Annotated in this window: 16 protein-coding genes; 10 read left to right on the top strand and 6 right to left on the bottom strand. The window is 44.1% G+C overall.

All coding sequences use genetic code 11. The features are described 5' to 3' along the window. The first annotated feature begins 41 nt into the window (after positions 1-41). Positions 42-2,675, top strand: coding sequence for a DNA topoisomerase (ATP-hydrolyzing) subunit A (gyrA, locus tag HWQ38_RS25300; RefSeq protein WP_292799061.1), 2,634 nt, complete (start codon positions 42-44; stop codon positions 2,673-2,675). After that, positions 2,656-4,305: an apolipoprotein N-acyltransferase gene (lnt, locus tag HWQ38_RS25305; protein WP_292799063.1), complete on the top strand. Its 1,650-nt coding sequence runs from the start codon at positions 2,656-2,658 to the stop codon at positions 4,303-4,305. The genes gyrA and lnt overlap by 20 nt, the downstream gene beginning before the upstream one ends. Positions 4,306-4,525: 220 nt before the next feature. Here lnt and HWQ38_RS25310 read toward each other — a convergent pair whose 3' ends face one another. Continuing rightward, positions 4,526-4,762 carry a hypothetical protein gene (locus tag HWQ38_RS25310; RefSeq protein ID WP_292799065.1) on the bottom strand — a complete coding sequence of 79 codons (237 nt, stop codon included), beginning with the start codon at positions 4,760-4,762 and terminating at the stop codon, positions 4,526-4,528. A 619-nt stretch (positions 4,763-5,381) separates the two neighbouring features. Here HWQ38_RS25310 and HWQ38_RS25315 point away from each other — a divergent pair. After that, positions 5,382-6,392, top strand: coding sequence for a cyanophycin synthetase (locus HWQ38_RS25315; RefSeq protein WP_292799067.1), 1,011 nt, complete (start codon positions 5,382-5,384; stop codon positions 6,390-6,392). 184 nt (positions 6,393-6,576) lie between these two features. Here the strand turns inward: HWQ38_RS25315 and HWQ38_RS25320 are convergent, their stop codons facing one another. After that, complete coding sequence (locus HWQ38_RS25320) at positions 6,577-6,927, bottom strand: hypothetical protein (RefSeq protein ID WP_292799069.1); 351 nt, start codon at positions 6,925-6,927, stop codon at positions 6,577-6,579. 641 nt (positions 6,928-7,568) lie between these two features. Here HWQ38_RS25320 and gatB point away from each other — a divergent pair. The 3 genes from gatB to HWQ38_RS25335 all read left to right on the top strand — a co-directional run bounded on the left by gatB (position 7,569) and on the right by HWQ38_RS25335 (position 12,477). Continuing rightward, positions 7,569-9,044: an Asp-tRNA(Asn)/Glu-tRNA(Gln) amidotransferase subunit GatB gene (gene gatB, locus HWQ38_RS25325; protein ID WP_292799071.1), complete on the top strand. Its 1,476-nt coding sequence runs from the start codon at positions 7,569-7,571 to the stop codon at positions 9,042-9,044. 642 nt (positions 9,045-9,686) lie between these two features. Beyond that, positions 9,687-10,928 carry a bifunctional ornithine acetyltransferase/N-acetylglutamate synthase gene (argJ, locus tag HWQ38_RS25330; RefSeq protein ID WP_292799073.1) on the top strand — a complete coding sequence of 414 codons (1,242 nt, stop codon included), beginning with the start codon at positions 9,687-9,689 and terminating at the stop codon, positions 10,926-10,928. 223 nt (positions 10,929-11,151) lie between these two features. Beyond that, positions 11,152-12,477 carry a DUF58 domain-containing protein gene (locus HWQ38_RS25335; RefSeq protein WP_292799075.1) on the top strand — a complete coding sequence of 442 codons (1,326 nt, stop codon included), beginning with the start codon at positions 11,152-11,154 and terminating at the stop codon, positions 12,475-12,477. A 41-nt stretch (positions 12,478-12,518) separates the two neighbouring features. On the opposite strand, the gene HWQ38_RS40575 is transcribed toward HWQ38_RS25335, so the two are convergent. The 4 genes from HWQ38_RS40575 to HWQ38_RS25350 all read right to left on the bottom strand — a co-directional run bounded on the left by HWQ38_RS40575 (position 12,519) and on the right by HWQ38_RS25350 (position 20,260). Further along, the gene (locus HWQ38_RS40575; protein WP_366933343.1) at positions 12,519-13,838 is read right to left on the bottom strand and encodes a calcium-binding protein; all 1,320 of its coding nucleotides are present in this window, start codon (positions 13,836-13,838) and stop codon (positions 12,519-12,521) included. Beyond that, on the bottom strand, positions 13,781-14,791 hold the full coding sequence (locus tag HWQ38_RS40580) for a calcium-binding protein (RefSeq protein WP_366933344.1): 1,011 nt from the start codon (positions 14,789-14,791) through the stop codon (positions 13,781-13,783). The genes HWQ38_RS40575 and HWQ38_RS40580 overlap by 58 nt, the downstream gene beginning before the upstream one ends. A gap of 497 nt (positions 14,792-15,288) precedes the next feature. Continuing rightward, a complete protein-coding gene (locus HWQ38_RS25345) occupies positions 15,289-16,467 on the bottom strand; it encodes a calcium-binding protein (protein ID WP_292799077.1) in 1,179 nt (392 codons plus the stop codon). Between the two features lie 190 nt (positions 16,468-16,657). Beyond that, a complete protein-coding gene (locus HWQ38_RS25350; protein WP_292799079.1) occupies positions 16,658-20,260 on the bottom strand; it encodes a calcium-binding protein in 3,603 nt (1,200 codons plus the stop codon). 1,073 nt (positions 20,261-21,333) lie between these two features. On the opposite strand from HWQ38_RS25350, the gene HWQ38_RS25355 reads away from it, so the two are divergent. The 4 genes from HWQ38_RS25355 (at position 21,334) to moeB (ending at position 24,953) form a co-directional block, all read left to right on the top strand. Then, on the top strand, positions 21,334-21,792 hold the full coding sequence (locus HWQ38_RS25355; RefSeq protein WP_292799081.1) for a M67 family metallopeptidase: 459 nt from the start codon (positions 21,334-21,336) through the stop codon (positions 21,790-21,792). Positions 21,793-22,039: 247 nt separating this feature from the next. Next, positions 22,040-22,642 (top strand): NAD(P)-binding protein, encoded by a 603-nt coding sequence (locus tag HWQ38_RS25360; protein ID WP_292799083.1) that lies wholly within the window; start codon positions 22,040-22,042, stop codon positions 22,640-22,642. Between the two features lie 45 nt (positions 22,643-22,687). Then, complete coding sequence (locus HWQ38_RS25365) at positions 22,688-23,623, top strand: FAD-dependent oxidoreductase (RefSeq protein ID WP_292799085.1); 936 nt, start codon at positions 22,688-22,690, stop codon at positions 23,621-23,623. A 154-nt stretch (positions 23,624-23,777) separates the two neighbouring features. Then, entirely contained in the window at positions 23,778-24,953 is a 1,176-nt protein-coding gene (moeB, locus tag HWQ38_RS25370) for a molybdopterin-synthase adenylyltransferase MoeB (protein WP_292799174.1), read from the top strand. Positions 24,954-25,016 lie beyond the last annotated feature (63 nt).

The following is a 25,016-nucleotide window of genomic DNA, read 5'->3' on the forward strand; positions in this document are numbered from 1 at the left end:
TAAAAAAGCTAAAATCTACGATTTTTGGAGATTTTTAGGTTATGACAACCTCACAGGAGAGGATTATCCCGATAGACTTGCGAACCGAAATGTCGCAGTCTTATCTGGAATACGCCATGAGCGTGATAGTGGGTCGGGCGCTGCCAGATGCCAGGGATGGTCTAAAACCTGTGCATCGTCGCATTCTCTACGCAATGCACGAGCTAGGTCTGCTGCATGATCGCCCCTTTAAGAAATGCGCCCGTGTGGTGGGGGAAGTATTAGGTAAATATCACCCCCACGGCGACACGGCAGTATATGATGCCTTGGTGCGGATGGCACAGGATTTTTCGATGCGATCGCCCTTAGTTAACGGGCATGGTAACTTCGGTTCGGTAGACAACGATCCGCCAGCCGCAATGCGATACACTGAATGCCGCTTGCAAGCTTTAACTAGCGCTGGCCTACTGCACGACATCGAATTGGAAACTGTAGACTTTGCCGATAACTTCGACGGTTCTCAACAAGAACCCACAGTTTTACCAGCCCGGATTCCCCAGTTATTACTCAACGGTTCCTCTGGGATTGCCGTGGGTATGGCCACCAACATTCCCCCCCACAACTTGGGCGAATTGATTGATGCTTTGGTGGCTGTAATCCACAATCCAGAAATCACCGATCTGGAATTAATGGAGTATGTCCACGGCCCCGACTTTCCGACTGGGGCACAGATTTTGGGGACATCTGCGATTCGAGAAGCTTACACCACTGGGCGGGGTTCCATTACCATGCGTGGTGTCGCTAACATTGAAACAGTTGAACAGCGCGGACGCCCAGATAGAGAAGCAATTATCATCACCGAATTGCCCTATCAAACTAACAAAGCGGCGCTGATTGAAAAAATCGCCGAAATGGTGAACGAGAAGCGTCTAGAGGGCATCGCAGACATCCGGGATGAAAGCGATCGCGACGGGATGCGAATTGTAATCGAACTCAAGCGTGATGCTTATCCCCGCGTCGTTCTGAACAACCTCTACAAGCAAACGCCATTGCAAGCCAACTTTGGGGCGAATATGCTGGCATTGGTGAATAGCGAACCCCAAGTACTCACCCTCAAGCAGTTTTTAAGCGTCTTCTTGGATTTCCGCATCGAATCCATTGCCAGACGTACCCGCTACGAACTGCGAAAAGCTGAAGAACGCGACCATCTCCTGCAAGGGTTATTAATTGCGCTTTCCCAATTAGATCCGATTATTGTCTTGATTCGCCATGCACCAGATGCGCCCACAGCTAAAGGGGAGTTGATTACAACTTACGGACTCTCCGAAGTGCAAGCAGATGCGATTTTGCAGATGCAATTACGGCGGTTGACTGCCTTAGAAGCAGACAAAATTCGTCTGGAACACGATGAATTGCAAGCAAAAATTACCGACTTGCAAGATATTTTGGCACGTCGGGAGAGAGTGCTAGAAATCATTGAAACCGAAGTCGCACAACTGAAAACTAGCTTCGCCACACCTCGCCGCACCGTAATTTTACCAGGGGAAGGGGAACTAGATGACCGTGACCTGATCGCCAATGAAAAAGCGATCATTCTGGTTACAGAGCAAGGTTACATCAAACGGATGCCAGTCAACACCTTTGAGGCGCAAAGCCGTGCTACTAGAGGTAAAGCCGCAGCCAAGGTAAAAGATGATGATACTGTTGAGCATTTCTTGACTTGCTGCGATCACGACAGTATTTTATTCTTTAGTCAGCGTGGTGTCGTTTACTGCCTGAGAGCGTATCAAATTCCAGTGAGTTCGCGTACCAGTCGCGGCACACCAATTGTCCAAATGCTACCAATTCCCAAAGAGGAAAAAATCACTTCGATTGTACCCGTTGACGAGTTTAGCAACGAAGAATATTTGGTCATGCTTACCAAAGGCGGCAATATCAAGAAAACCGAATTGGCAGCGTTTAGTCATATTCGCGCCAATGGCTTGATTGCGATTTCCTTAGAAGAAGGCGACAAACTTCGTTGGGTGCGGCGTGCGAAAGCAGAGGACAGTGTAATCATTGGTTCTCGTCACGGGATGGCGATTCATTTCCGGTGCAATCACGAACAATTGCGTCCTTTAAGTAGGGCAACTCGTGGGGTGAAAGCCATGAAACTGAAAAATAAAGATGAACTGGTGGGTATGGATATTCTCCCCGCAGCAATTCTTGCCACTTTGGATACAGAAATAGAAGCCGAAATTGAAGATATCGAAGCAATCGAAGCAGTCGAAACAGAAGATATCGAAATTAGCGAAACTATCGAAACTATCGAAATTAATGAAGAATCCGCCGAAGTACCTAGCAACGGCAGTATTGGCCCTTGGGTATTAGTAATTACAATGGCAGGATATGGTAAGCGCGTACCAGTTGCCCAGTTCCGGCTGCAAAATCGTGCTGGTCAGGGTTTAATGGCAACCAAGTTCAAAAACCGCAAAAACAAAGACAAGTTGGCAACCCTACGCATTGTCAACGATGATGACGATGAAATGATGATGGTGACAAATCGTGGTATTATCATCCGTCAAGCCTTGAATGCGATTTCTATTCAATCGCGATCGGCAACTGGAGTTAGAGTGCAGCGTTTAGATGAAGACGACGCGATTACCGGAGTGGCAATAGTTCCACCTGATGCTGTCGATGCAGAAGAAGCAGAGTAAAAAGTCGGGGGAGAGGTTAACTTCCTCACTCCCTTACTTGATTGCCTTAGCTAGCGGCATTTTAATGGGGCTAACCGTCGCCCCTGTCGGCGCATGGTTCCTAGGTTGGATTGCCTTAGCGCCCCTCTGGGTCTTGGTTGTTAGTTCCTCAAAACGCAAAAACCAATCCCCCCCTGCTCCCTCATCTTCCCCTGCTCCCCTTGCTCTCCTCTGGGGTATCGGTTATCACGGTGTCGCCCTATCTTGGATTACGGGAATTCACCCGATGACTTGGTTGGGCGTTCCGTGGTGGCCGAGTTTGGCAATCACTCTTTTTTGTTGGGGATTTATCAGTGTCTTGGGAGGAATATTTGTTGCTATTTGGGCGGCTGTGATGGTTCGCCAGGGTGGGCAAAAATCCTGGTTACGTATACTGATTGGTACAGCCTTATGGTGCGGCTTAGAGAGTCTGTGGAGTGCTGGTCCTCTGTGGTGGAGTTCTCTGGCTTACACCCAAAGTCCGCATAATCTCGTAATTTTACACCTTGGTCAACTCTCTGGGCCTAATACTGTGACAGCTGCGATCGCAGCCGTCAATGGTTTAATTGCAGAAGGGTGGATGAAGCGCCTTCGCGCAGCGTCTCGCAGAGAAGATGCCAAGATTTCCTCCGCGCCTCTGTGGTTTGTTAATAAATACTTTGCTACTGCCGCAGGATTATTAATTAGCTTACACCTGATTGGTTTGATCTTATATAGCCGTCCGATCGCTCAACCCCCAGAAGCAGCTTTGAAAGTGGGGATTGTTCAGGGTAATATCCCGAACCGACTTTTACGAAGTTCCGAAGGGTTTCGTCGCGCCCAAGAAAATTACACCAGTGGGTATATAACTTTAGCAGACCAAGGTGTAGATGCAGTCCTGACCCCAGAAGGAGCCTTACCTATTTTCCAGCGTGACTTACTGGGAACTGCCTTAGTCGCAGCCGTGAAACTAAAAGGTGTAGTTGCTTGGATTGGGGCTTTTGGCGAACGGGGAGATAATTATACAATTAGTTTGTTTACCTTCAACAGTAAAGGTGAAATTGTCAGCCGCTACGACAAAGCTAAACTAGTACCTTTGGGAGAATATATTCCTTTTGAAGGAATTTTAGGTGGAATAGTTAAGCGGTTATCGCCTTTGGATGCACACCAAGTTCCCGGTTCAGCAAATCAGCTATTTGACACTCCTTTTGGTCGGGCGATCGCTAGTATATGTTATGAATCTGCTTTTCCTGAACAATTTCGCCGTCAAGCTGCTATGGGTGGGCAATTTATCCTCAGTTCTTCAAACGATGCCCATTACACGGCATCCATGCCATTCCAGCATCATGCACAGGATATAATGCGTGCTATTGAAACTGATCGATGGTCAGCAAGGGCAACTAATACCGGATATTCAGCCTTTATAGATCCTCACGGTAAAACCTTGTGGATATCTGGATATAATACCTATGAAACTCATGCTGAAACAATTTATCGGCGACAGACAAAGACTCTATATGTGCGTTGGGGTGATTGGTTGACACCCTTGTTGTTAGTATTCTCTGGAGGAGCTTGGCTAGTGATTCAACTTCGGGGTACAAATAAAATAAACAAAAACCTCAAAGAGTCCTAACGGACATCCCTCTCCTTGGTAAGGAGAGGGACAGGTTTTGCGTAGCAAAACCAGGGTGAGGTTTCTTTGGACTATTCGATAAAGCCTAAGTTGATCCTTAACCTCATCACAAGCCGTCAGAATTCAGCATGAATTTGAGTCCGACTGGCGTCTGAATAAATGCTCCTCAACTCTCGCCTAAGTCTTTATTTTCATAGGGTGTATTACCTACACTTGGACTTTAAATCGCAGCTTCTTCCCGTTGACAATCAAAAACAACCATGTAGGAAGCATTTGGTATTTCCTGAGGGAGGTGCCGCATATAGCCATCGGCATCAGAACGACTGCGGAAGCGGGCAACAATCTCCCGTTGCGTATTAGGAAGTAGACGAGCGATCGCCCAAGAATTGAGGCGTTCTTTATAGGCAATAGGCTGATTGTCTGATTTGGAAGCTTTGTTATCCGTATTTTCTGGCATAATTATGTTATCCGTATGAAATTTCATGAAGGGCGTTAATTACTTTCTAGGTAAGAATGCACTAACGCTTTTTTTTATGCTGCTGCCACCTTGTTATTCGATTATTTTTAGATTGTCAACACTTAGCGCTATATTTTAGACAAACTAAGTTGGAACTTTCAGATACCTATGAATCTCAAAGCCTTAATTTGCAATCGTTTCCAGGACATAACAATGCTCAAGCAGAAGTTTGCAATTATTTTGTTTGTATGATTTGTCTTTACATACATAAGTGAAATCCGTATCAGTGGTCAGAGCGAAAATAAATGTCTCAAAATTTACTATTGAAAATTCAGATAACGTGCGTAGGATTAATCGGCGCAGATACACTTTATTTTCTCTAGTACAGCGCGGCGGACTACACGCCTACGCTAAAGCCATCTTGCGGGCATTTACGTTTTTTATAGTTAGTTTAGAATACTGAAATCTTCCGAGTTTCTTTAGATATTAAAAAATGAAGTTTTCTTATCTTTTTACTATAGTTTTAGGCAGAATACATAGTGCAATTTTTTAAGTTAAAATGTCTTGACTAACTGCCATAAAATAGTTAATATTTTTCGGTAAAATTAGAGTTATGATTATGGAAACACCATTTGTAACATCAATAATTCAAAAAGTAGCAGAACAAATAGGAGCAGTAGTTTTATTAGATCCAGAATGCACTTTTGTGGGACTGATTACTTTTAAAAACGGCAATAAAACCTTTTTTCGTACTAGCAGGTTTAGTATTAATTCTTCTGGTTCAGTAGCAATAGCTAAAGACAAAGGGGTTTCGAGCTTTTTTCTGAAAAAATTTGGTTATAAGGTTACTGAAGGGAAAACATTTTTTAGTGAAGAATTATGCGAAGAAATAGCTAATTGCAGGAATATAGATGCAGGATTTTATTATGCTAAAGAGTTGGGGTTTCCCGTAATTGTCAAGCCGCTTAATCTCAGTCAAGGAGTATTTGTTACAAAGGTTCACAACAAGCAAGAATACTATCAAGTAGCCAAGAAAATCTTGCAAAAAGTCTCAGGATTTATTGTTGAGCGATTCTATAATGGCAATGACTATAGAATTGTAGTACTTGATGATGAAGTAGTTTCGGCATATCAAAGAATTCCCTTATTTATAATAGGAGATGGTCAATCTAATGTTTTAGAACTTATGCAACAGAAACAGAAAACTTTTATCAAAAATGGGAGAAAAGAAATTATAGATTTTGAAGATTACAGAATCAACAAAAACTTGCGAAGACGAAAGCTAAATTTTAATAGTGTTATACCCAATAATAATATAGTTTATCTTTTAGACAATGCAAATTTATCGACTGGAGGCGAGGCAATAGACTTTACTGAAAATATCCATCTTGATTTTCAAAAATTAGCAGTAAGTATTACAAAAGATATGGAATTGAGATTAGCAGGTGTGGATATTCTTACTAGTAATATAACATCACCAATGGGAGATTATACGATCATTGAAGTAAATGGCGCTCCTAGCTTAACTCACTATGCATCATTTGGTGAAGTTCAGACCAAGAGAGTAGAAAATTTATATCTCAAAGTTCTCAAAGCACTTGAAAATGAGAATCACAGAGAAAAGCATTGATTTTGACGCTTTAGCGGAGCAGGAGTTGCTCCGCTTTAACAAAGTATGTTCAGTTTAATTCCTCTGCCTAACGACGGCAGCACGAATTGAAGCCTAATTGAAATCCCCGTATTTCGACTTCGCTCAACACAAGTCATAAAACTTAATTACAAATTACAAATTACGAATTATTTTAACTATCTCTTCACCACTCCTTATCTAGTAGAGATTCAAATTCAGCTTGTAAGGCAGTTATATCTGCCAATCTTGTGACTAGTAAATTATCCTTACCAGCATCACTTAAACGTACTTTCCAATAACGAATACTGTCTGAGTTGTTCAACCAAAACTGAATCACGGTATCTACGACTTGATCGAGATTCCAACCCCACTTTGCTGGAACTGATTCCACGGATTCTAGAAAGGTATCTAGTGTACACGTATACATTCCTAAGTATTCCACGCCTTGGTGGGGTGGTTTTTGGCCATTTTGCTGTTGATGATTAAAAAACTGTAAAAGTAGAGATACGCCTACAATATCAAAAGTGTATTTCATGCTAGTATTCCCAGTTTTAAATTACTTACAGGAAAGCTTTAGTTTTTTCTAATATAATACCTGACAAGTAACTAAAGCATCTAGAAAAAGTATAGTTTTGGTCTATATCATAGGCATTAACCCTCAGCCATAAGTTAGCACTAACAAGCCGAGAGTGCTAATTTTCGTTAATAGTTTGATTTATCATTAAAGAGTTTCAGCGATTAATTAAGTGGTGTATATAGGACTAGTATTTGATTTTTGAAATGCGCGTAGTGGACCCTCTAGGCTAAAATAGTGCATTAGACGTAGACGTAGGTTGGGTTACGCAAAGCCTCCAACGCCACTTGCTACAACGCTCTTAACCCGCGCAACGCAGTGGCTCCCCAACCTACAATTTTTTTGCAACTTAAAAAGGAGGGAATTAAAGCAAGCCTTTTTTAGGGGAGTCACCCGTGTGCATATTTCCCCCATTGAGCAGAAAGGTAGATTTACCAGCACCCCCAGAACCAATGATTAAGATTTTCTTCACCTTAAATTTGCATCTCCCTTTTCAAGCTCAAAAGGGTAAGCATTGCTCACCCAAATAACCGTCTTCAGGGCAACTCAATACGCCGCTACAATAGTACAACTACAAGGATTATTGCCCAAATATTGATATTATGACCACTGCTACGACTGTAAAAACTGAGTATGAAGCGATTATTGGTCTAGAAACCCATTGTCAGCTGAGTACTAATACCAAGATTTTCTCTAATAGCTCTACGACATTCGGTGCTGACCCCAATACTAACATTGACCCGGTTTGTATGGGTTTACCTGGGGTCTTACCTGTACTTAATGAAAAAGTATTAGAATACGCCGTAAAAGCTGGTTTGGCACTAAATTGTCAAATCGCTAAATATAGCAAATTTGACCGTAAACAGTATTTTTATCCTGATTTACCCAAAAATTACCAAATTTCTCAATATGATCTACCGATCGCAGAACATGGTTGGTTAGAAATTGAGTTGGTAGATGCTGAGGGTAATCCGACTCGCAAACGCATTGGCATCACACGTCTGCACATGGAAGAAGATGCTGGAAAATTGGTACACGCCGGCAGTGACCGCCTCTCCGGTTCTTCCTATTCTCTGGTAGACTACAATCGCGCAGGTATACCGTTAGTGGAAATTGTCTCAGAACCTGATTTGCGTTCTGGATTAGAAGCTGCTGAATATGCTGAAGAATTGCGCCGGATTGTCCGCTATCTCGGCGTGAGTGACGGCAATATGCAAGAAGGATCTCTGCGCTGTGATGTCAACATTTCTGTGCGTCCAGTGGGACGAGAGCAGTTTGGCACTAAGGTAGAAATTAAAAACATGAACTCCTTCAGCGCCATCCAACGGGCGATTGACTACGAAATTGAGCGCCAAATCGCCGCCATCGAAGCAGGCGATCGCATTATCCAAGAAACTCGTTTGTGGGAAGAAGGCGCTCAACGCACAAGTAGTATGCGGGTGAAGGAAGGTTCTAGCGATTACCGCTATTTCCCCGAACCAGATTTAGCACCAATTGAGGTGACAAATGAACAATTAGAGAAATGGCGCAGCGAATTACCAGAACTACCAGCCCAAAAACGCCATCATTATGAAAGTGAGTTGGGGCTTTCGGCTTATGATGCGCGAGTGTTGACAGAAGATCATCCAGTAGCCGAATATTTTGAAACTGCGATCGCATCTGGAGCAAATCCCAAAGCTGCTGCAAACTGGATTACTCAAGATATCGCAGCACACCTCAATAAGCAAAAACTCAGTATTACTGAAATCGCCCTAACTCCCAGCAATTTAGCAGAGATTATCACTCGCATTGAAACGGGCAAAATTAGCAATGCTCAAGCTAAAGAAAAGTTGCCAGATTTGCTTAGTGGTATTTCTCCTGAGAAAGCCTTTGCCGGTCAAGAGTTAATCACCGATCCTAGTGTACTAGAACCCATCGTTGATGAAGTCATAGCCGCCAATCCCAAAGAACTAGAAAAGTATCGCAACGGTAACACCAACCTCAAAGGCTTCTTTGTCGGACAAGTTCTGAAAAAGACAGGCAAACGTGCTGATCCTAAGCTGACTAACGAATTGGTGGAGAAAAAATTGTCCGCCTAGTAGTTTGTTAAGTCAACTTTGCGGGGAGATAAGGGAGACAAGGGAGACAAGGGAGACAGGGAGACAAGGAGAATAACCCATCCCCAATGCCCCATGCCCAATGCCCAATGCCCCAAGTCAGTATTTTCCCGGTGTTTCTTCACAGAATCTTCATATAAAAAATGGTGACAACCCGCATACCTAAAATGATATGCTGTGGTAAGTAGATGCACCCTGATGATCTGGAGAGCTGCCTAAGTAGCTCTCTTTTTTATTTGATTTTTGTGGTATTTACGGTTAACTTTATAATATTATTAAAAATAGTTTCCATAAAATAAGTATTAACCCTTAGATTATAAATTACAGAATCTACTAAGTAGATGCACCGTGATGATCTGGAGAGCGACCCAAGTGGCTCTCATTTTTTGCTTTTGTCTTTCGTCATAAGAAAGGTAAAAACAATTATGCCAATGGCCAACTAGTGCATTATTATTGCCATCAGCAAATAAACTCACAATAAAAGGGACTCGGAAGCAGGGGAAGTAGAGCGAAACTAATAACTCCTGTACAGACGCGATTAATCGCGTCTCTCGTAACTCCTAACTCAGCACTTTTGCAAAGCACAAATTTACCTATCCAACCAGATATTTGTAAGGAAGAATAATGGCAGATTGGCACAAAATAACAGGTGGCATCACAGCACCAAGGGGGTATCAGGCGGCGGGAATTACCGCCGGGTTGAAACCTTCTCTTTTGCCAGATTTAGCTTTGATATTCTCAGAGGTGGAAGCGATCGCATCTGGTGTATTTACCACCAGCCAAGTTAAAGCCGCCTGTGTAGAATATTGTCGCCAACGCTTGCAAGCTAAACATAGCGCTCGTGCCATCCTCTGCAACGCCGGACAAGCAAATGCCGCTACAGGAACTCAAGGCTACCTTGATACCCTAGAATCTGGTATGGCAATAGCCCAAGCATTGAACATCTCGTCTGAATCTGTGTTATTGGCTTCCACTGGCGTGATTGGTCAAAGAATTAAGATGGATGCGTTGCGAAGCGGGATTCCCAAGGTAGTAGCAGCACTCTCAAAAACAGGCTCAGATGCCGCCGCCGGGGCGATTATCACTACAGATTTGGTAACAAAATCCATTGCCCTAGAGACAACTATAAGCGACCGTCCGGTACGAATTGGCGGCATTGCCAAAGGTTCCGGCATGATTCACCCCAACATGGCAACCATGCTGGCATTTGTGACTTGTGATGCTGTGGTTTCGCCTCACCTTTGGCAGCAAATGTTAGCAAGGGCAGCTGATAGAAGCTTTAATTCCATTACCGTGGATGGTGATACTAGCACCAACGACAGCTTAATTGCCTTGGCAAATGGTCAATCTCGCACCCCAGCAATTACAGAATGGGGCGCAGAAGCAGAGAAATTAGAGGCGATGTTAACAGCAGTTTGCCAGCATTTAGCCAAAGCGATCGCTCGTGATGGTGAAGGCGCAACCTGTCTCATTGAAGTGGAAGTAACAGGCGCTCATGATCAACTCTCAGCTAGGCAAATAGCCAAAACCATCGCTGGTTCATCCTTAGTTAAATCTGCAATCTTTGGACGTGACCCCAACTGGGGACGCATCGCCGCCGCCGCCGGACGTGCAGGTATTCCCTTTGAGCAAGAAAACCTGCAAATTCAGCTAGGGGATTTTTTAATGTTAGAAAATGGGCAACCTCTGCAATTTGACCGTGCAGCAGCGAGTACTTATTTAAAAAAGGCAGCAGGGGGTGCTTATCTCCAAGAAGATACAGTGTTAATTTCTGTTAATGTCGGCAATGGTCATGGTTCAGGTAAAGCTTGGGGTTGTGATTTGAGTTACGACTACGTGAGAATTAACGCCGAGTATACTACATAAAGTACTCACAACTGTTTGCTAGGTTGAGACATTAAAATCTCGTTTACAAGTATAAGGGACTTCCAACAAATAAATTATCCAATCTTGTGGGGGTGGGCATCTTGCCCGCCTTGCAAAATATTACCAACTGCGTAACTATGTCCTAAACTTCCTCTTTAACCGCTTTGCCCATGATGACGTAGGTTAAACTAATCGTCATTCTCCTAACTTCTCATTCTAAAAAATGGTTCCTTCCAGACGAGTTTATTTATTGTTACTTTTGGGTATAGCGATCGCCCTGATCCTATCCCTTTTTCTCAACATTAAAGCAGCGATCGCCATCACTTTGCTATTTGATGCGATCGTTCTCGGATTGATGGTTGTAGATGGTTTGCGGGTGCGGCGTTCTCGCGTGCAAATTAGCCGCGAATTACCGTCACGATTATCGATTGGGCGGGATAATCCAGTGGTGCTAAAAGTAACATCGCCAAATACTAACGCCCTAATTGAAATCTGCGACTACTACCCAACAGGGTTTGGCGTATCTGCACCCGCACTCCGGGCTATTGTTCCCAATAACAGCACTCAGGAATTGACGTATACCGTCAAGCCGACACAGAGGGGAGAGTTTCCTTGGGGAAATATTCAAGTCCGACAGTTGGGAATTTGGGGATTAGCTTGGGATGATTGGCAAATTCCCCAAAGTCTGCCAGTGAAAGTTTATCCTGATTTAGTGGGATTGCGATCGCTCACAATTCGTCTGACGCTGCAATCATCGGGATCAATGCGCCAATCTCGCAAAACTGGTATTGGTACAGAATTTGCCGAACTGCGGAACTATCGCACTGGTGACGATTTGCGGTTTATTGATTGGAAAGCTACCGCCCGTCGGGTTGGGGCCTATGGTAATGCAATGCCACTGGTGCGGGTTTTGGAACCAGAACAGGAACAAACATTACTGATCTTGCTCGATCGGGGACGGTTGATGACGGCAAAAGTGCAGAGTTTGCAGAGGTTTGACTGGGGAATGAATGCAACTTTGTCCTTAGCTTTGGCGGGATTACATCGAGGCGAGCGCGTCGGTGTTGGTGTATTTGACCGCCAGATGCATACGTGGATTCCCCCAGAACGCGGTCAACATCATTTGAATCAGCTAATTGATCGCTTAACTCCAATTCAACCAGTGTTATTTGAATCTGATTATTTGGGGGCGGTGACAAATGTTTTGCAGCGACAAACTCGCAGGGCTCTTGTAGTCGTGATTACCGACTTAGTTGATGTCACCGCTTCTACAGAACTCCTCGCAGCACTCTCCAAACTAGCACCCCGCTATCTCCCATTTTGCGTGACTCTGCGAGATCCGCAAGTTGATCGTCTGGCACACACCTTCACAGATGATGTTACAGATGCTTATGCCCGTGCAGTGGCACTTGATTTATTAATGCAACGACAAGTAGCATTTGCCCAGTTGAAACAAAAAGGTGTATTGGTACTAGATGCACCAGCAAATGAAATTGGCGATCAGTTAGTTGAGCGATATCTACAACTCAAAGCGCGAAATCAGCTTTAGCTGGGTTCTAAGAATAAGTTGCACATCGCGTTAATTTCAGATTAAACAACCACAAAATTGTTTTTGGTTAGTAACAGTCCAGCAGATAATTGTGCAAATTTTACCTGAGTAAACCCAGACGCACTGCCATCAAGGTCAAAATACAGTCCACCAGTAATATTGTCATAGATAAATCGTTGATTGGTTGTTGTTGCAGATGTTCCAAGGGTAAACTGACTTGTCTTAAGTGAACCTATGGATAACCCGCCACCAAAACCAGCAGCCGATACCTGAATCAATTCATTAGTCGCGTTGAAGTCATAAAGACGATCAACACCTTCATTGAAACTATTGAAAGCAAAGGTATCAGTCCCAGCTCCTCCATAGAGGGTATCATTACCGTTGCCACCTGTGAGGATATCATTGCCATTACCACCTGTAAGGATATCATTGCTGTTCCCACCATAGAGGGTGTCATTGCCATTGCTCCCCACAATATTGTCATTGTAGGCTGTACCTGAGATATTTAATCCTTCGATATTCTGGTAGCTAACCCGATTCTTGCCCGCCGTAATTTCTCCAATGTTAGTAGTAGGATTGAAAGTCGAAATGATCCCCCCTGTAGCATAGGTGTAATCGATGGACAGCACATCGTCACCCTTACCCCCATCTATCGTATCTTTGCCACCGCCCCCGGAGAGCGTATCGTTGCCATTGCTCCCCACAATATTGTCATCGTAAGCTGTACCTGAGATATTTAATCCTTCGATATTCTTGTAGCTAACCCGATACATGCCCGCCTTAATTTCTCCAATGTTAGTAGTAGGATTGAAAGTCGAAATGATCCTCCCTGTAGCATAGGTGTAATCGACGGACAACAAATCGTCACCCTTACCCCCATCTACCGTTTGAGTCACTAAATTTGATGGGGCAAAATAACCTGGGGGGCTTAGATAGAAGGAATCATTGCCATCGCCCCCAGAGAGTAAGTTATTGCCTGATGAAATAGTAGCAACCAAGGTATCGTCACCAAGGCCACCGTTGAGGGTGTTATTGCCTGAGGATGGTATATAAATATCAAGGTAGATGGCCAGATGATAGCCAGAGGTGGAGAGAGTATCATTGCCATCGCCACCAGAGAGTAGGTTATTACCTGTTGAAATGTCAGCCCTCAAGGTATCGTCACCAGCGCCACCGTTAAGGGTGTTATTGCCTGAGGAGCTAAAATTAGGCTGATCTTTATAACTATTAACGCCAGAGGTGGAGAGAGAATCATTACCATCGCCCCCAGAGAGTAAGTTATTACCTGATGGAGACCGAGCATCTAAAGTATCGTCACCAGCGCCACCGTTGAGGGTATTATTGCCTGAGGAGGGAACCACAACGTATCCGCGCCGCTAGTAAAATTGTAAGAGGCAAAGAGAGAATCATTGCCATCGCCCCCAGAGAGTAAGTTATTGCCTTTTGAAGCCCCAGCATCCAAGGTATCGTCATCAGCGCCACCGTTGAGGGTATTATTGCCTGTTGAAAATTCAACATTCAAGTAATCTTTACCAGTGCCACCAACGAGGGAGTCATTGCCAGTATCAACGTTCCGGGAGTCATTTCTCGTACCACCATCGAGGGAGTCATTGCCTGCACCACCAATCAGAGTATCATTGCCGGCATCACCTCTCAAAAGGTCATTCCCACTCTTGCCGTCAATGATGTCATTACCCCCCTGACCATTAATCACATCATCTGAGTTGTCAAAGCCGTTAACATTATTGGAGAGGTCGTTAAGGAAGGTGACTGTGTTCAAGTTGAAGATAGTGCTTTGGGTGGAGTTGGCATTGAAGACATCAAAGCTGTCTGTGATGCTAGTTTGCCCATAAAAGAGGATATTGCCCAAGTCTACAGTGGCTCCTGTAGATAAGCTTAGATTATCCAGGTTTTCCAGGGCAAAGTTTTGCAGGATGACTTTGGGACCAAAATCTGCTCCTAGATAATCTGGCAACCCTTCAAAGGCGATTTCTAGATTGTTGCCATTCTGGGTCAGCAGCAAATTTTGGGGAGTGAGTCCTGCAGCTTGGAATGCTAGGGTGTCTACTTCGGCGATGACTGCTGCTGAGGGATTTACGCCTTTACCTATGCCATCAAAATCGGTGATGATATCAGTATAAGTGCCGTCGGAATTCAACCCGTAAACAAATTTATCCTTGCCACCTCCACCAGTCAAAGTGTCGTTGCCATAGGAATATATGATGGTATCGTTACCAGCCTTACCGTTAATCGTATCGTCGGAGTCGCTGCCCTCTAGGGTATCATTACCGTTGGTTCCAATGATATTTGCCATAAGTTTTACCTATCTGAATAGTCTCAAAATAACTAGATAGTCAGTATCTTAGTTAAATCTATATGCTTAAATCAGCATCTTTGCATACTCTTGACATTATTTGCCGAAAAATGTGTATAGAAATACTGAGCTTTATGTAATCCTCATGTTCTTTTAGTTTCTAGGCAATAGACATCTCCGAAAATGAAGTAGGGACAATTCATGTAGCTTTAGCTGACCGCAGGGTATTGTCCCTACCAAGGATTTCGAGCAACGCAGAATTAATTTTCACTCCTATGTCTAATAATCGCTATAAATTACCAAAATTACGAACGCAGACATGAGCCAACTTAGCCAAGAACACTTACAAACCATCCGCACCCATGCCGAAAGTAGAGGAACAAAACCAAACATCTACTCTCTGTTAACACTAATTGCATTGAATAATCGAATGCGAGGTGCTATTTTAAGCACCTCGCAATCCGTGCCGCTTAGTGATCGAAAAACCCTAATTCCGATTAAACAACCACAAAATTGCTTTTAGTTAGTGACACTCCAGCAGATAATTGGGCAAATTTTACCTGAGTAAATGCACCTCCACTGCCATCAAGGTCAAAATACAGTCCACCTGTAATATTGTCATAAATAAATCGTTGATTGGTTGTTGTTGCAGATGTTCCGAGGGTAAACTGGCTTGTCTTAAGTAAACCGATTGATAACTCGCCACCAAAACCAGCAGCCGATACCTGAATCAATTCATTAGTCGCCTTGAAGTCATAAAGACGATCAATGCCTTCTTTGTAACTATTGAAAACAAAGGTATCAGTCCCAGCTCCTCCATACAGGGTATCATTACCAAGACCACCTATGAGGATATCATTACCAAGACCACCTGTGAGGATATCATTGCCATTCCCCCCATCAAGGGTGTTATTACCAGTGGCGCCAGAGGCCGAGATATAATCATTGCCATCGCCACCAAAGAGTAGGTTATTCCCTGTTGAACCGCTAGCACTCAAGGTATCGTTACCTGCGCCACCGTTAAGGGTGTTCTTGCCAGAGGAGCGAGAGTCGTATGTGATGGAGACATCGCGGGGGTCATTCACGTCTCCAGGAGTGTAGCTGTAGTAGCCAGAGATGGAGATATAATCATTGCCATCGCCACCATTGAGCAGGTTATTGCCTGTTGAACCGCTAGCACTCAAGTTATCGTTACCTGCGCCACCGTTGAGGGTGTTCTTGCCAGAGGAGCGAGAGTCGGAGTAGTCGTACTCATTTCCTTTGTAGTAGCCAGAGATGGAGATATAATCATTGTCATCGCCACCATTGAGCAGGTTATTGCCTGTTGAACCGCTAGCACTCAAGCTATCCTTACCAGCGCCACCATTGAGGGTGTTATTCCCATTTGAGCCAGAGTCATAGTCGTCGTCTGGGTATATGAAACTGGAGTAGCCAGAGACGGAGAGAGAATCATTGCCATCGTCCCCAGAGAGCAGATTATTCCCTGTTAAACTGTTAGCGCTCAAGTTATCGTCACCAATACCACCGTAGAGGGTATTATTGCCCGTGCCACCAATGAGAGTATCATTCCCCGCACCACCCCAGAGCAAGTCGTTGCCGGCTTTAGCGTTGATTGTGTCCGCGAGGTTACTACCCAGTAGGGTATCATTACCATTAGTGCCATTGATATTTGCCATAATTTCTACCTTCCTAAATCAATTTTTTCAGTAACTTCAGTTCTCAAGCTGCTGTTAGTGCTGTTTTATAGCACAAAGAACTCACCATCAAATACAAACCTACGACAACAATTAAAAGCAGACATACAAGATGCTATTATAAGCACCTCACAACATATACTACTTAGTGATTGCAGAGCGCTAATTCCGATTAAACAACCAGAAAATTGTTTTCGGTTAGTGACAATCCAGCAGATAATTGTGCAAATTTTACCTGAGTAAACCCAGACGCACTGCCATCTTGGTCAAAGAACAGTCCACCTGTAGTGTTGTTATAGATAAATCGTTGATTGCTTGTTGTTGCAGATGTTCCGATGACAAACTGACTAGCTGAGACTGAACCTGGTGATAAACCACCACCAAAACCAGCAGCCGATACCTGAATCAGTTCATTAGCGGCGTTGAAGTCATAAAGACTATCTACACCTCCATTATAATTATTGAAAGCAAAAGTATCAGTACCAGCTCCTCCATAGAGGCTATCATTACCGTTGCCACCTATGAGTATATCATTTCCATCACCTCCATCTAGGAGATTAGCACCTGTTGAACCGCTAGCATTCAATGTATCGTCACCTGCACCTCCTTCTAGGGTGTTATTGCCAGATGAACGAGAGTCGGAGTAGTCGTAGGAGGCATAGTAGGAGTAGTCGCCAGAAATGTCAAGATAATCATTGCCATCGCCCCCAGAGAGCAGGTTATCGCCTGTTGAACCACCAGCACTTAAGGTATCGTTACCTGCACCTCCGTTGAGAGTGTTATTGCCTGATGAGCGAGAGTCAGAGGTCTGGCCGTAACTATTGCTGTAGCTGCCAAAGACATTAAGAGAATCATCGCCATCGCCCCCAGAAAGCAGATTATCGCCTTTTGAACCGCTAGCACTTAAGGTGTCGTTACCTACACCTCCATTGAGAGTGTTATTGCCTAATGAGCGCGAGTCAGAAGAGTAGCCGAAACTATTGCTGTAGCTGCCAGAGATATCAAGAGAATCATTGCCATCACCCCCAAAGAGCAGGTTATCACCTGTTGAACCACCAGCACTCAAACTATCGTTACCAACTCCTCCATTCAGGGTATTATTGCCTGTTGAAATGTTAGCAGTCAAGTGATCGTCACCAGTGCCACCAAGAAGGGAGTTATTTCCCACACCGCCATCAAGGGTATCATTTCCCTCACCACCAATGAGAGTATCATTTCCCGCACCACCTCTCAAAAGGTCATTACCACTTTTGCCATCAATGATGTCGTCACCTCCTTGACCATTGATAACATCATTGGAGTTGTCAAAACCCGTTATATTGTTGTCGAGGTCATTGAGGAAGGTAACAGTGTTCCTGTTGAATAGGCTAGTTTGAGTGGAATTAGCGTCAAACACATCAAAACTGTCAGTGATGCTGGTTTGTCCATCAAACAAGATATTGCCAATAGCTGGTCGTGAAGAAGTTGCTGGCAGATTATCCAGATTTTCTAATTTGAAGTTTTGGAGAATGACTTTGTTATTAGCGACATTTTCAAAGGTGATTTCTAAGTTGTTACCATTTTGAGTTAATTGCAGATTTTGAGCAGTCAAGCCACTACCGATAAATTGCAAGGTGTCTAAGGAAGCAATCACGCTTGCTGAGGGATTTGAGCCTTTACCAATGCCACCGAAATCGGTGATAATATCAGTGCCAGTGTCAAAGCTGCTGTCTAAAAAGTTATAAACAAATTCATCATTGCCCGCACCACCAGTTAGAATGTTGGTATCATCTCCACCTGTCAGGATATCATTACCGGCACCGCCAATAATTGTATCATTACCATAGCCCCCAAAGAGCGTATCGTTCCCACTATTTCCCACAATGTTGTCATCGTAGGCTGTACCTGAAATATTTAATCTTTCGATATTCTTATAGCTAACCCGATTCGTGCCCGCCGTAATTTCTCCAATGTTAGTAGTAGCATTAAAAGTAGTTGTTATCCCCACCCCTGTATTAGTATAGGTGTAATCAACGGACAACACATCATCACCCTTACCCCCATCGATCGTATCTTTGCCACTAGTGCCCACAGAGAGCGTATCGTTCCCACTGTTGCCCACAATGTTGTCATCGTAGGCTGTACCTGAGATATTTAATTGTTCAATATTCTTGTAACTAACCCGATTCTTACCCGCCGTAATTTCTCCAATGTTAGTAGTGGCATTGAATGTCGTTGTGATACCCCCTGTAGCATTGCTGTAGCTATAATTGACGGACAACACATCATCACCCTTACCCCCATCTATCGTATCTTTGCCATTAGTGCCCCCGGAGAGCGTATCGTTCCCACTACTCCCCACAATATTGTCATCGTAGGCTGTACCTGAGATATTTAATCCTTCGATATCCTTGTAGCTAACCCGATACGTGCCCGCTGTAATTGATCCAATGTTAGTAGTAGGATTGAATGTAGAAGTGATCCCCCGTGTAGCAAAGCTGTAATCGACGGACAACAAATCGTCACCCTTACCCCCATCTACCGTTTGAGTCACTAAATAAGAGGGGGCACTATCTAATGCGGTGCCTACATAGAAGGAATCATTGCCATCGCCCCCAGAAAGTAAGTTATTGCCTATTGAAATGGTAGCATCCAAGTAATCGTCACCAGCGCCACCATTGAGGGTGTTATTGCCTGAAGATGGTGGTATATAATCAGCGTAGTTACCTATACCGCTAGAGGTGGAGAGAGTATCATTGCCATCGCCACCAGAGAGTAGGTTATTGCCTGTTGAAATGGTAGCATCCAAGTAATCGTTACCAGCGCCACCGTTGAGGGTGTTATTGCCTGAGGAGCTAAAATTAGGCTCTCCTCTATAAGTATTAACGCCAGAGGTGTCAAGAAAATCATTACCATCGCCCCCAGAGAGTAAGTTATTACCTGATGGAGACTGAGCATTTAAGGTATCGTTACCAGCGCCACCGTTGAGGGTGTTATTGCCTGAGGAGACGAAATAGGTGTATGTGTACGGAGGAGAAATGTAGGAGGTGTCAAGAAAATCATTGCCATCGCCTCCAGAGAGTAAGTTATTGCCTTTTGAAGCCCCAGCATCCAAGGTATCGTTACCAGTGTCACCGTTGAGGGTGTTATCGCCTGTTGAAAATTCAACATCCAAGATATCATTGCCCGCACCACCAATGAGAGTATTATTCCCCGTACCACCTCTCAAAAGGTCGTTGCCACTTTTGCCATCGATTTTATCATCACCCCCCTGACCATTGATCACATCATCTGAGTTGTCAAAGCCGTTAACATTATTCGAGAGATCATTAAGAAAGGTGACTGTGTTCTTGTTGAAGATAGTGTTTTGGGTGGAGTTGGCATTGAAGACATCAAAGCTGTCCGTGATGCTAGTTTGCCCATTAAACAGGATATTGCCCAAGTTTACAGAGGCTCCTGTAGATTTGCTGAGGTTATCCAGGTTTTCCAAGGCAAAGTTTTGCAGGATGATTTTGGGACTATCCTCCGCTTCAAAGGTGATTTCCAAATTGTTGCCATTCTGGGTCAACAGCAGATTTCGGGCAGTTAAGCCATCACCCTGGAAATTTAGGGTGTCCACTTCGGCAATGACTGCTGCCGAGGGATTTACGCCTTTACCTATGCCACCAAAATCAGTGATGGTATAAGTGTCGTCGTAGTCGACGTAGTAAATGTCCTTGCCGCCTCCACCAGTCAAGGTGTCGTTGTAACTGCCGTATAATGTATCGTTACCGTTGGTTCCAATGATATTTGCCATAATTTTCTAGCTACCTAAGTCGATTTTTTCAGTAACTTCAGTTGTCAATTTGCAGTTTGTGCTGTTTTCAAGCACAAAAATTCACCGAAATCTGTATAACTTATACGTCACTCTTGAGGATCAGTAATATTTATGGAATATTCACCCTTTGACTGGCTTTATCTTACTTAGATGTCTATGCTTAAGTAAGCATCTTTGCATACTCTTCACATTATTGACCAAAAAATGTATATATGATTACTGAGCTTTGTGTAATCTTCATATTTTTCTAGTTCAGGACTTACGCAAACAATAGCCGAAAAGAGTGATTTTCTTCTTAGGGACAATACCCTGCGGGAAGCTAAAGCTACATGAATTGCCCCTACCGTGTGTAGCTTTGCGTAAGTCCTATAGTTTATAGGACAGTACAGTTGGGTTAATAAAAATACTAGGTTGGGTTGGGTTTCGTTCCTTAACCCAACCTACACAGTTTTAGTTTTTAGCCTTAACCCAAGCGTATTGGTTTATAGGCAATAAGAAAACCCAAAGCAGTAGAGAAATATTTGAAGAAGTGAGCGACTTCCAAGAAATAAATTACTACTACTTGTGGGGTGGGCGTCTCGCCATAGGTGTCAAGTTAAGCTCAAACTTACTATGTCAATAAGCATTTATGCTGAAAAATTCGGTTTGAAAGGGGCAAAAAACGAACTTTTTCAGGGACTATTAATGCTTTGTTTATTAGCATCACTCCCAGCTTGCGTATAAAAGGCAGAAATAAGTTCACCTTTATACTTCGTTTCTCACAAAACCTATCGTTGACAAATAGGTTTTAACCTTAAGTTGACATTAATGGCGTCTCGCCCGCCCAGTAACCAAAGGCTCTCGTGTCGCCCACCCCACCCCACAATAAATAGTTGGATATTTTTTTATTTAGAAGTCCCTGATCAAAAAATACATATTTTTCTCTTTGAACGCTGCGATGCCTACACTTCTTTCAGCTACACATAATGGCGATGCCTGCGGCGGACTAGGCCTGCCAATATCTTGTATCTAAGCGAGAATCGTTAGAGGTTGCTATAATTACAAACGCAGACATGATCCGACTCAGCCAAGAACACTTGCAAACCATCCGCACCCATGCTGAAAGCATTTACCCAGACGAATGCTGCGGTATAATTTTGGGCTATCTGGCTAGTGAGGGCAAAATTGTGGTAGAAGTCATGCCAACAGAAAATGTCTGGAATACAGAAGCGGCTGCTGAGTTTCCAGGGGAACGCACAATAGAAAGTAAAAGACGGCAATATACGATCGCACCCGAAATTATGCTAAAAACACAAAAGGAAGCACGCGATCGCTCACTAAACATTATCGGCATTTTTCACTCCCACCCAGATCATCCTGCTATCCCTTCAGAATGCGATCGCCTATACGCTTGGCAGGGATACTCGTATATAATAGTTTCTGTCCAAAACGGCAAAGCTGGAGAACTCCGAAGCTGGAGCCTTGACGATCATCATCAGTTTCAAGCAGAGGTAATTGAAAATATAACTTAACGGGACTTAAACATTTTTTCGGGATAAACAAGCCTCAAACCCATGCAGGGTAAGGGAAATACACCAAATGCTCAAAAACGGCTCAAACCCAGATATATCAATCAACCAAGCAAAACGATGTCAAAGTCTCTCTGTATATAGATTTGAGGCTTTTTTATGGGTGTTTTTTGTCTAAGTTCCACTAACCGTGATGTTATCCGTAGGGAGTGTCAAAGCGACAACATCTACATTCTTTGTGAGAGGAACTATGGTAACAACAACTCGACAGCAGAGGTTTGATGCAATTGTGATTGGCTCTGGAATTGGTGGGTTGACGGTTGCCGCGCTCCTATCTAAGCTTTATCACAAAAGCGTTTTAGTGTTAGAACAGCATTTCACCCCTGGGGGATTCACCCATACCTTTGAGCGCAAGAGAAAATTTCATTGGGATGTGGGGCTGCACTATGTTGGAAATATGGGAGATGGAGGCACTGGCAAAGCTGTGTTTGACTATCTCACCAATGGCAATTTGAATTGGCACAAGATGCCCGATCCGTTTGAAAAATTTGTCTACCCGGACTTCACTTTTGAGGTTTATTCTGACCCCAATCGCTTTCAGTCTGATCTAATCCAGCGCTTTCCTCGCGAGCAGACAGCCATTCGGCGCTACTTTAAGGATGTCCAGAAAGCAGCATTTTGGTTTGGGGCGCATTCAATGTTGGAGCTATTTCCGGTATTGCTGCATCCTCTACTCAGGCGATTTGTTCGTCATTTCGGGGCCATTGCTAGACAAACAACCCAGCATTATTTGAACAGACATTTTCAAGATGCCCAACTCAAAGCATTACTGGCTTCCCAGTGGGCAGATTAGGGCTTACCGCCATCCCAAAGTTGCTTTGGCATTCATGGTGCGATTGTGACCCATTATTTTAAGGGCGGCTGGTATCCTGTGGGTGGGGCAAAGGCGATCGCGCAAGCCATTATTCCCGTGATTGAACAGGGGGGTGGTGTCGTCATCACCCAACGCCGAGTCACAGAAATCTTGTTGCAATCCGGGGTGGCAGTGGGAGTGAAAGCCCAAGATACAGCACATACCAAGGCAAACCTAGAAACGTACTTTGCACCTATTGTAGTGTCTGATGCCGGAGCCTTCAATACTTATGTGAAGCTGATTCCACCCAACTACCCACTGGCAGAGCGCCAGAAAATTCAAGCGTTTCCAAAAAGTAGCAGTATGGTGACAGCATATTTAGGGTTCAAAGAGAGTCCACAGCAACTGGGGTTTCAGGGTGAGAACCATTGGATTTACACGACCTATAACCACGATGCAATTGCCCAAACTCCACCCATTCCTGCCGATAATTTACCTAAATTCTGCTATCTCTCATTTCCATCGCTCAAAGATCCATTAGCTGAGGTGCATACGGCAGAAATCATTGCCCACGTTGACTATGATTTCTTTTCGCAGTGGCGGGAACAATCCTGGCGACGGCGAGGCGCGGACTACACTGAACTGAAAGCCCAAATTACCCAATCCCTGATTCAGTTAGTGGAGTGCCACTACCCTGGCTTTCAGGATTTGATTGAGTATGCCGAACTCTCGACTCCACTGACGGTGGAACACTTTGATGCTAGCGATCGCGGTGCTATCTTCGGCATTCCCTGTATTCCTGAACGCCTGGATCAATCCTGGATCGGGGCTAGAACACCAATTAAAAATCTATACCTGACCGGAGCCGATACACTTTCACTCGGCATTATGGGAGCGATGATGGGTGGAGTGAAAACAGCAGGTCTTTTAAATGGAGCATTCGGCTTTTTTAAGATTATGGCAACCATCATGAAAAGGTGAGAGAGAAAGCTTTACTGGTAATAGCAATCAGTAGGTACACAAGCAGCTTTTCCCAAAGTAAGATTGTATTACTAGTAAAAAACAGCTAAAACACTAAATTACTATTTTAATACTAGAATTACTAGATCAAACCTTGAAACTATTGGTACATGGTATGTCGCTCAATCCCAATCTGGACGAAATCCAGTTGACCAAAGACGATTACGAACGCTACTCCCGTCATCTGATTTTGCCGGAAGTAGGACTAGAAGGACAAAAACGCCTGAAAGCAGCCAGTGTACTGTGTATCGGTACAGGTGGACTAGGTTCACCACTACTTTTATATCTGGCGGCGGCGGGTATTGGACGCATCGGGATTGTCGATTTCGATGTTGTCGATACTTCCAATCTGCAACGCCAAGTAATTCACGGTACATCGTGGGTGGGTAAACCCAAGATTGAATCGGCAAAAAACCGGATTCACGAGATTAACCCCTATTGTCAGGTTGATTTATACGAAACCCGCCTGAGTTCTGAAAACGCCCTGGAGATCCTCCAACCTTACGATATAGTGGTGGATGGCACCGATAACTTCCCCACCAGATATTTAGTTAACGACGCCTGCGTATTGCTGAACAAGCCCAACGTCTACGGTTCAATTTTACGCTTTGAAGGGCAAGCTAGTGTATTTAATTACCAAGGTGGCCCCAACTATCGTGACCTTTTCCCAGAACCACCACCACCAGGAATGGTTCCCTCTTGTGCAGAAGGTGGCGTATTGGGAATTTTGCCAGGAATTATTGGTTTAATCCAAGCAACTGAAACTGTCAAAATCATTTTGGGACAAGGTAATACCCTGAGTGGGCGGTTGCTACTATACAACGCCTTAGAAATGAAATTTCGGGAATTGAAACTGCGTCCTAACCCGATTCGCCCAGTGATTGAAAAGCTGATAGACTATGAACAATTCTGCGGGATTCCACAAGCTAAGGCAGAGGAGGCAAAACAGCAGATGGAAAGTCAAGAAATGACCGTCAAGGATTTGAAGGAATTGCTGGATAGCGGTGCGAAGGATTTTGTACTGCTGGATGTCCGCAACCCCCATGAGTACGACATTGCCAAGATTCCGGGTTCAGTGTTGGTGCCTTTACCAGACATTGAAAATGGGAATGGCGTTGCTAAGGTGAAGGAAATATTGAACGGTCATCGTTTAATTGCTCATTGTAAGCTGGGCGGGCGATCGGCAAAAGCCCTCGCCATCCTCAAGGAAGCTGGAATTGTCGGGACGAATGTCAAAGGCGGAATTACCGCTTGGAGTCGAGAAATCGATCCGTCAGTTCCAGAGTATTAAAAACGCTTTAGGTAGCAGAGAAAAGCGCACAGGTACGCAAAGTTATTCTCTGCGTACCTGTGC

Source organism: Nostoc sp. NMS7 (assembly GCF_017115085.1).
Classification (GTDB): Bacteria; Cyanobacteriota; Cyanobacteriia; order Cyanobacteriales; family Nostocaceae; genus Nostoc.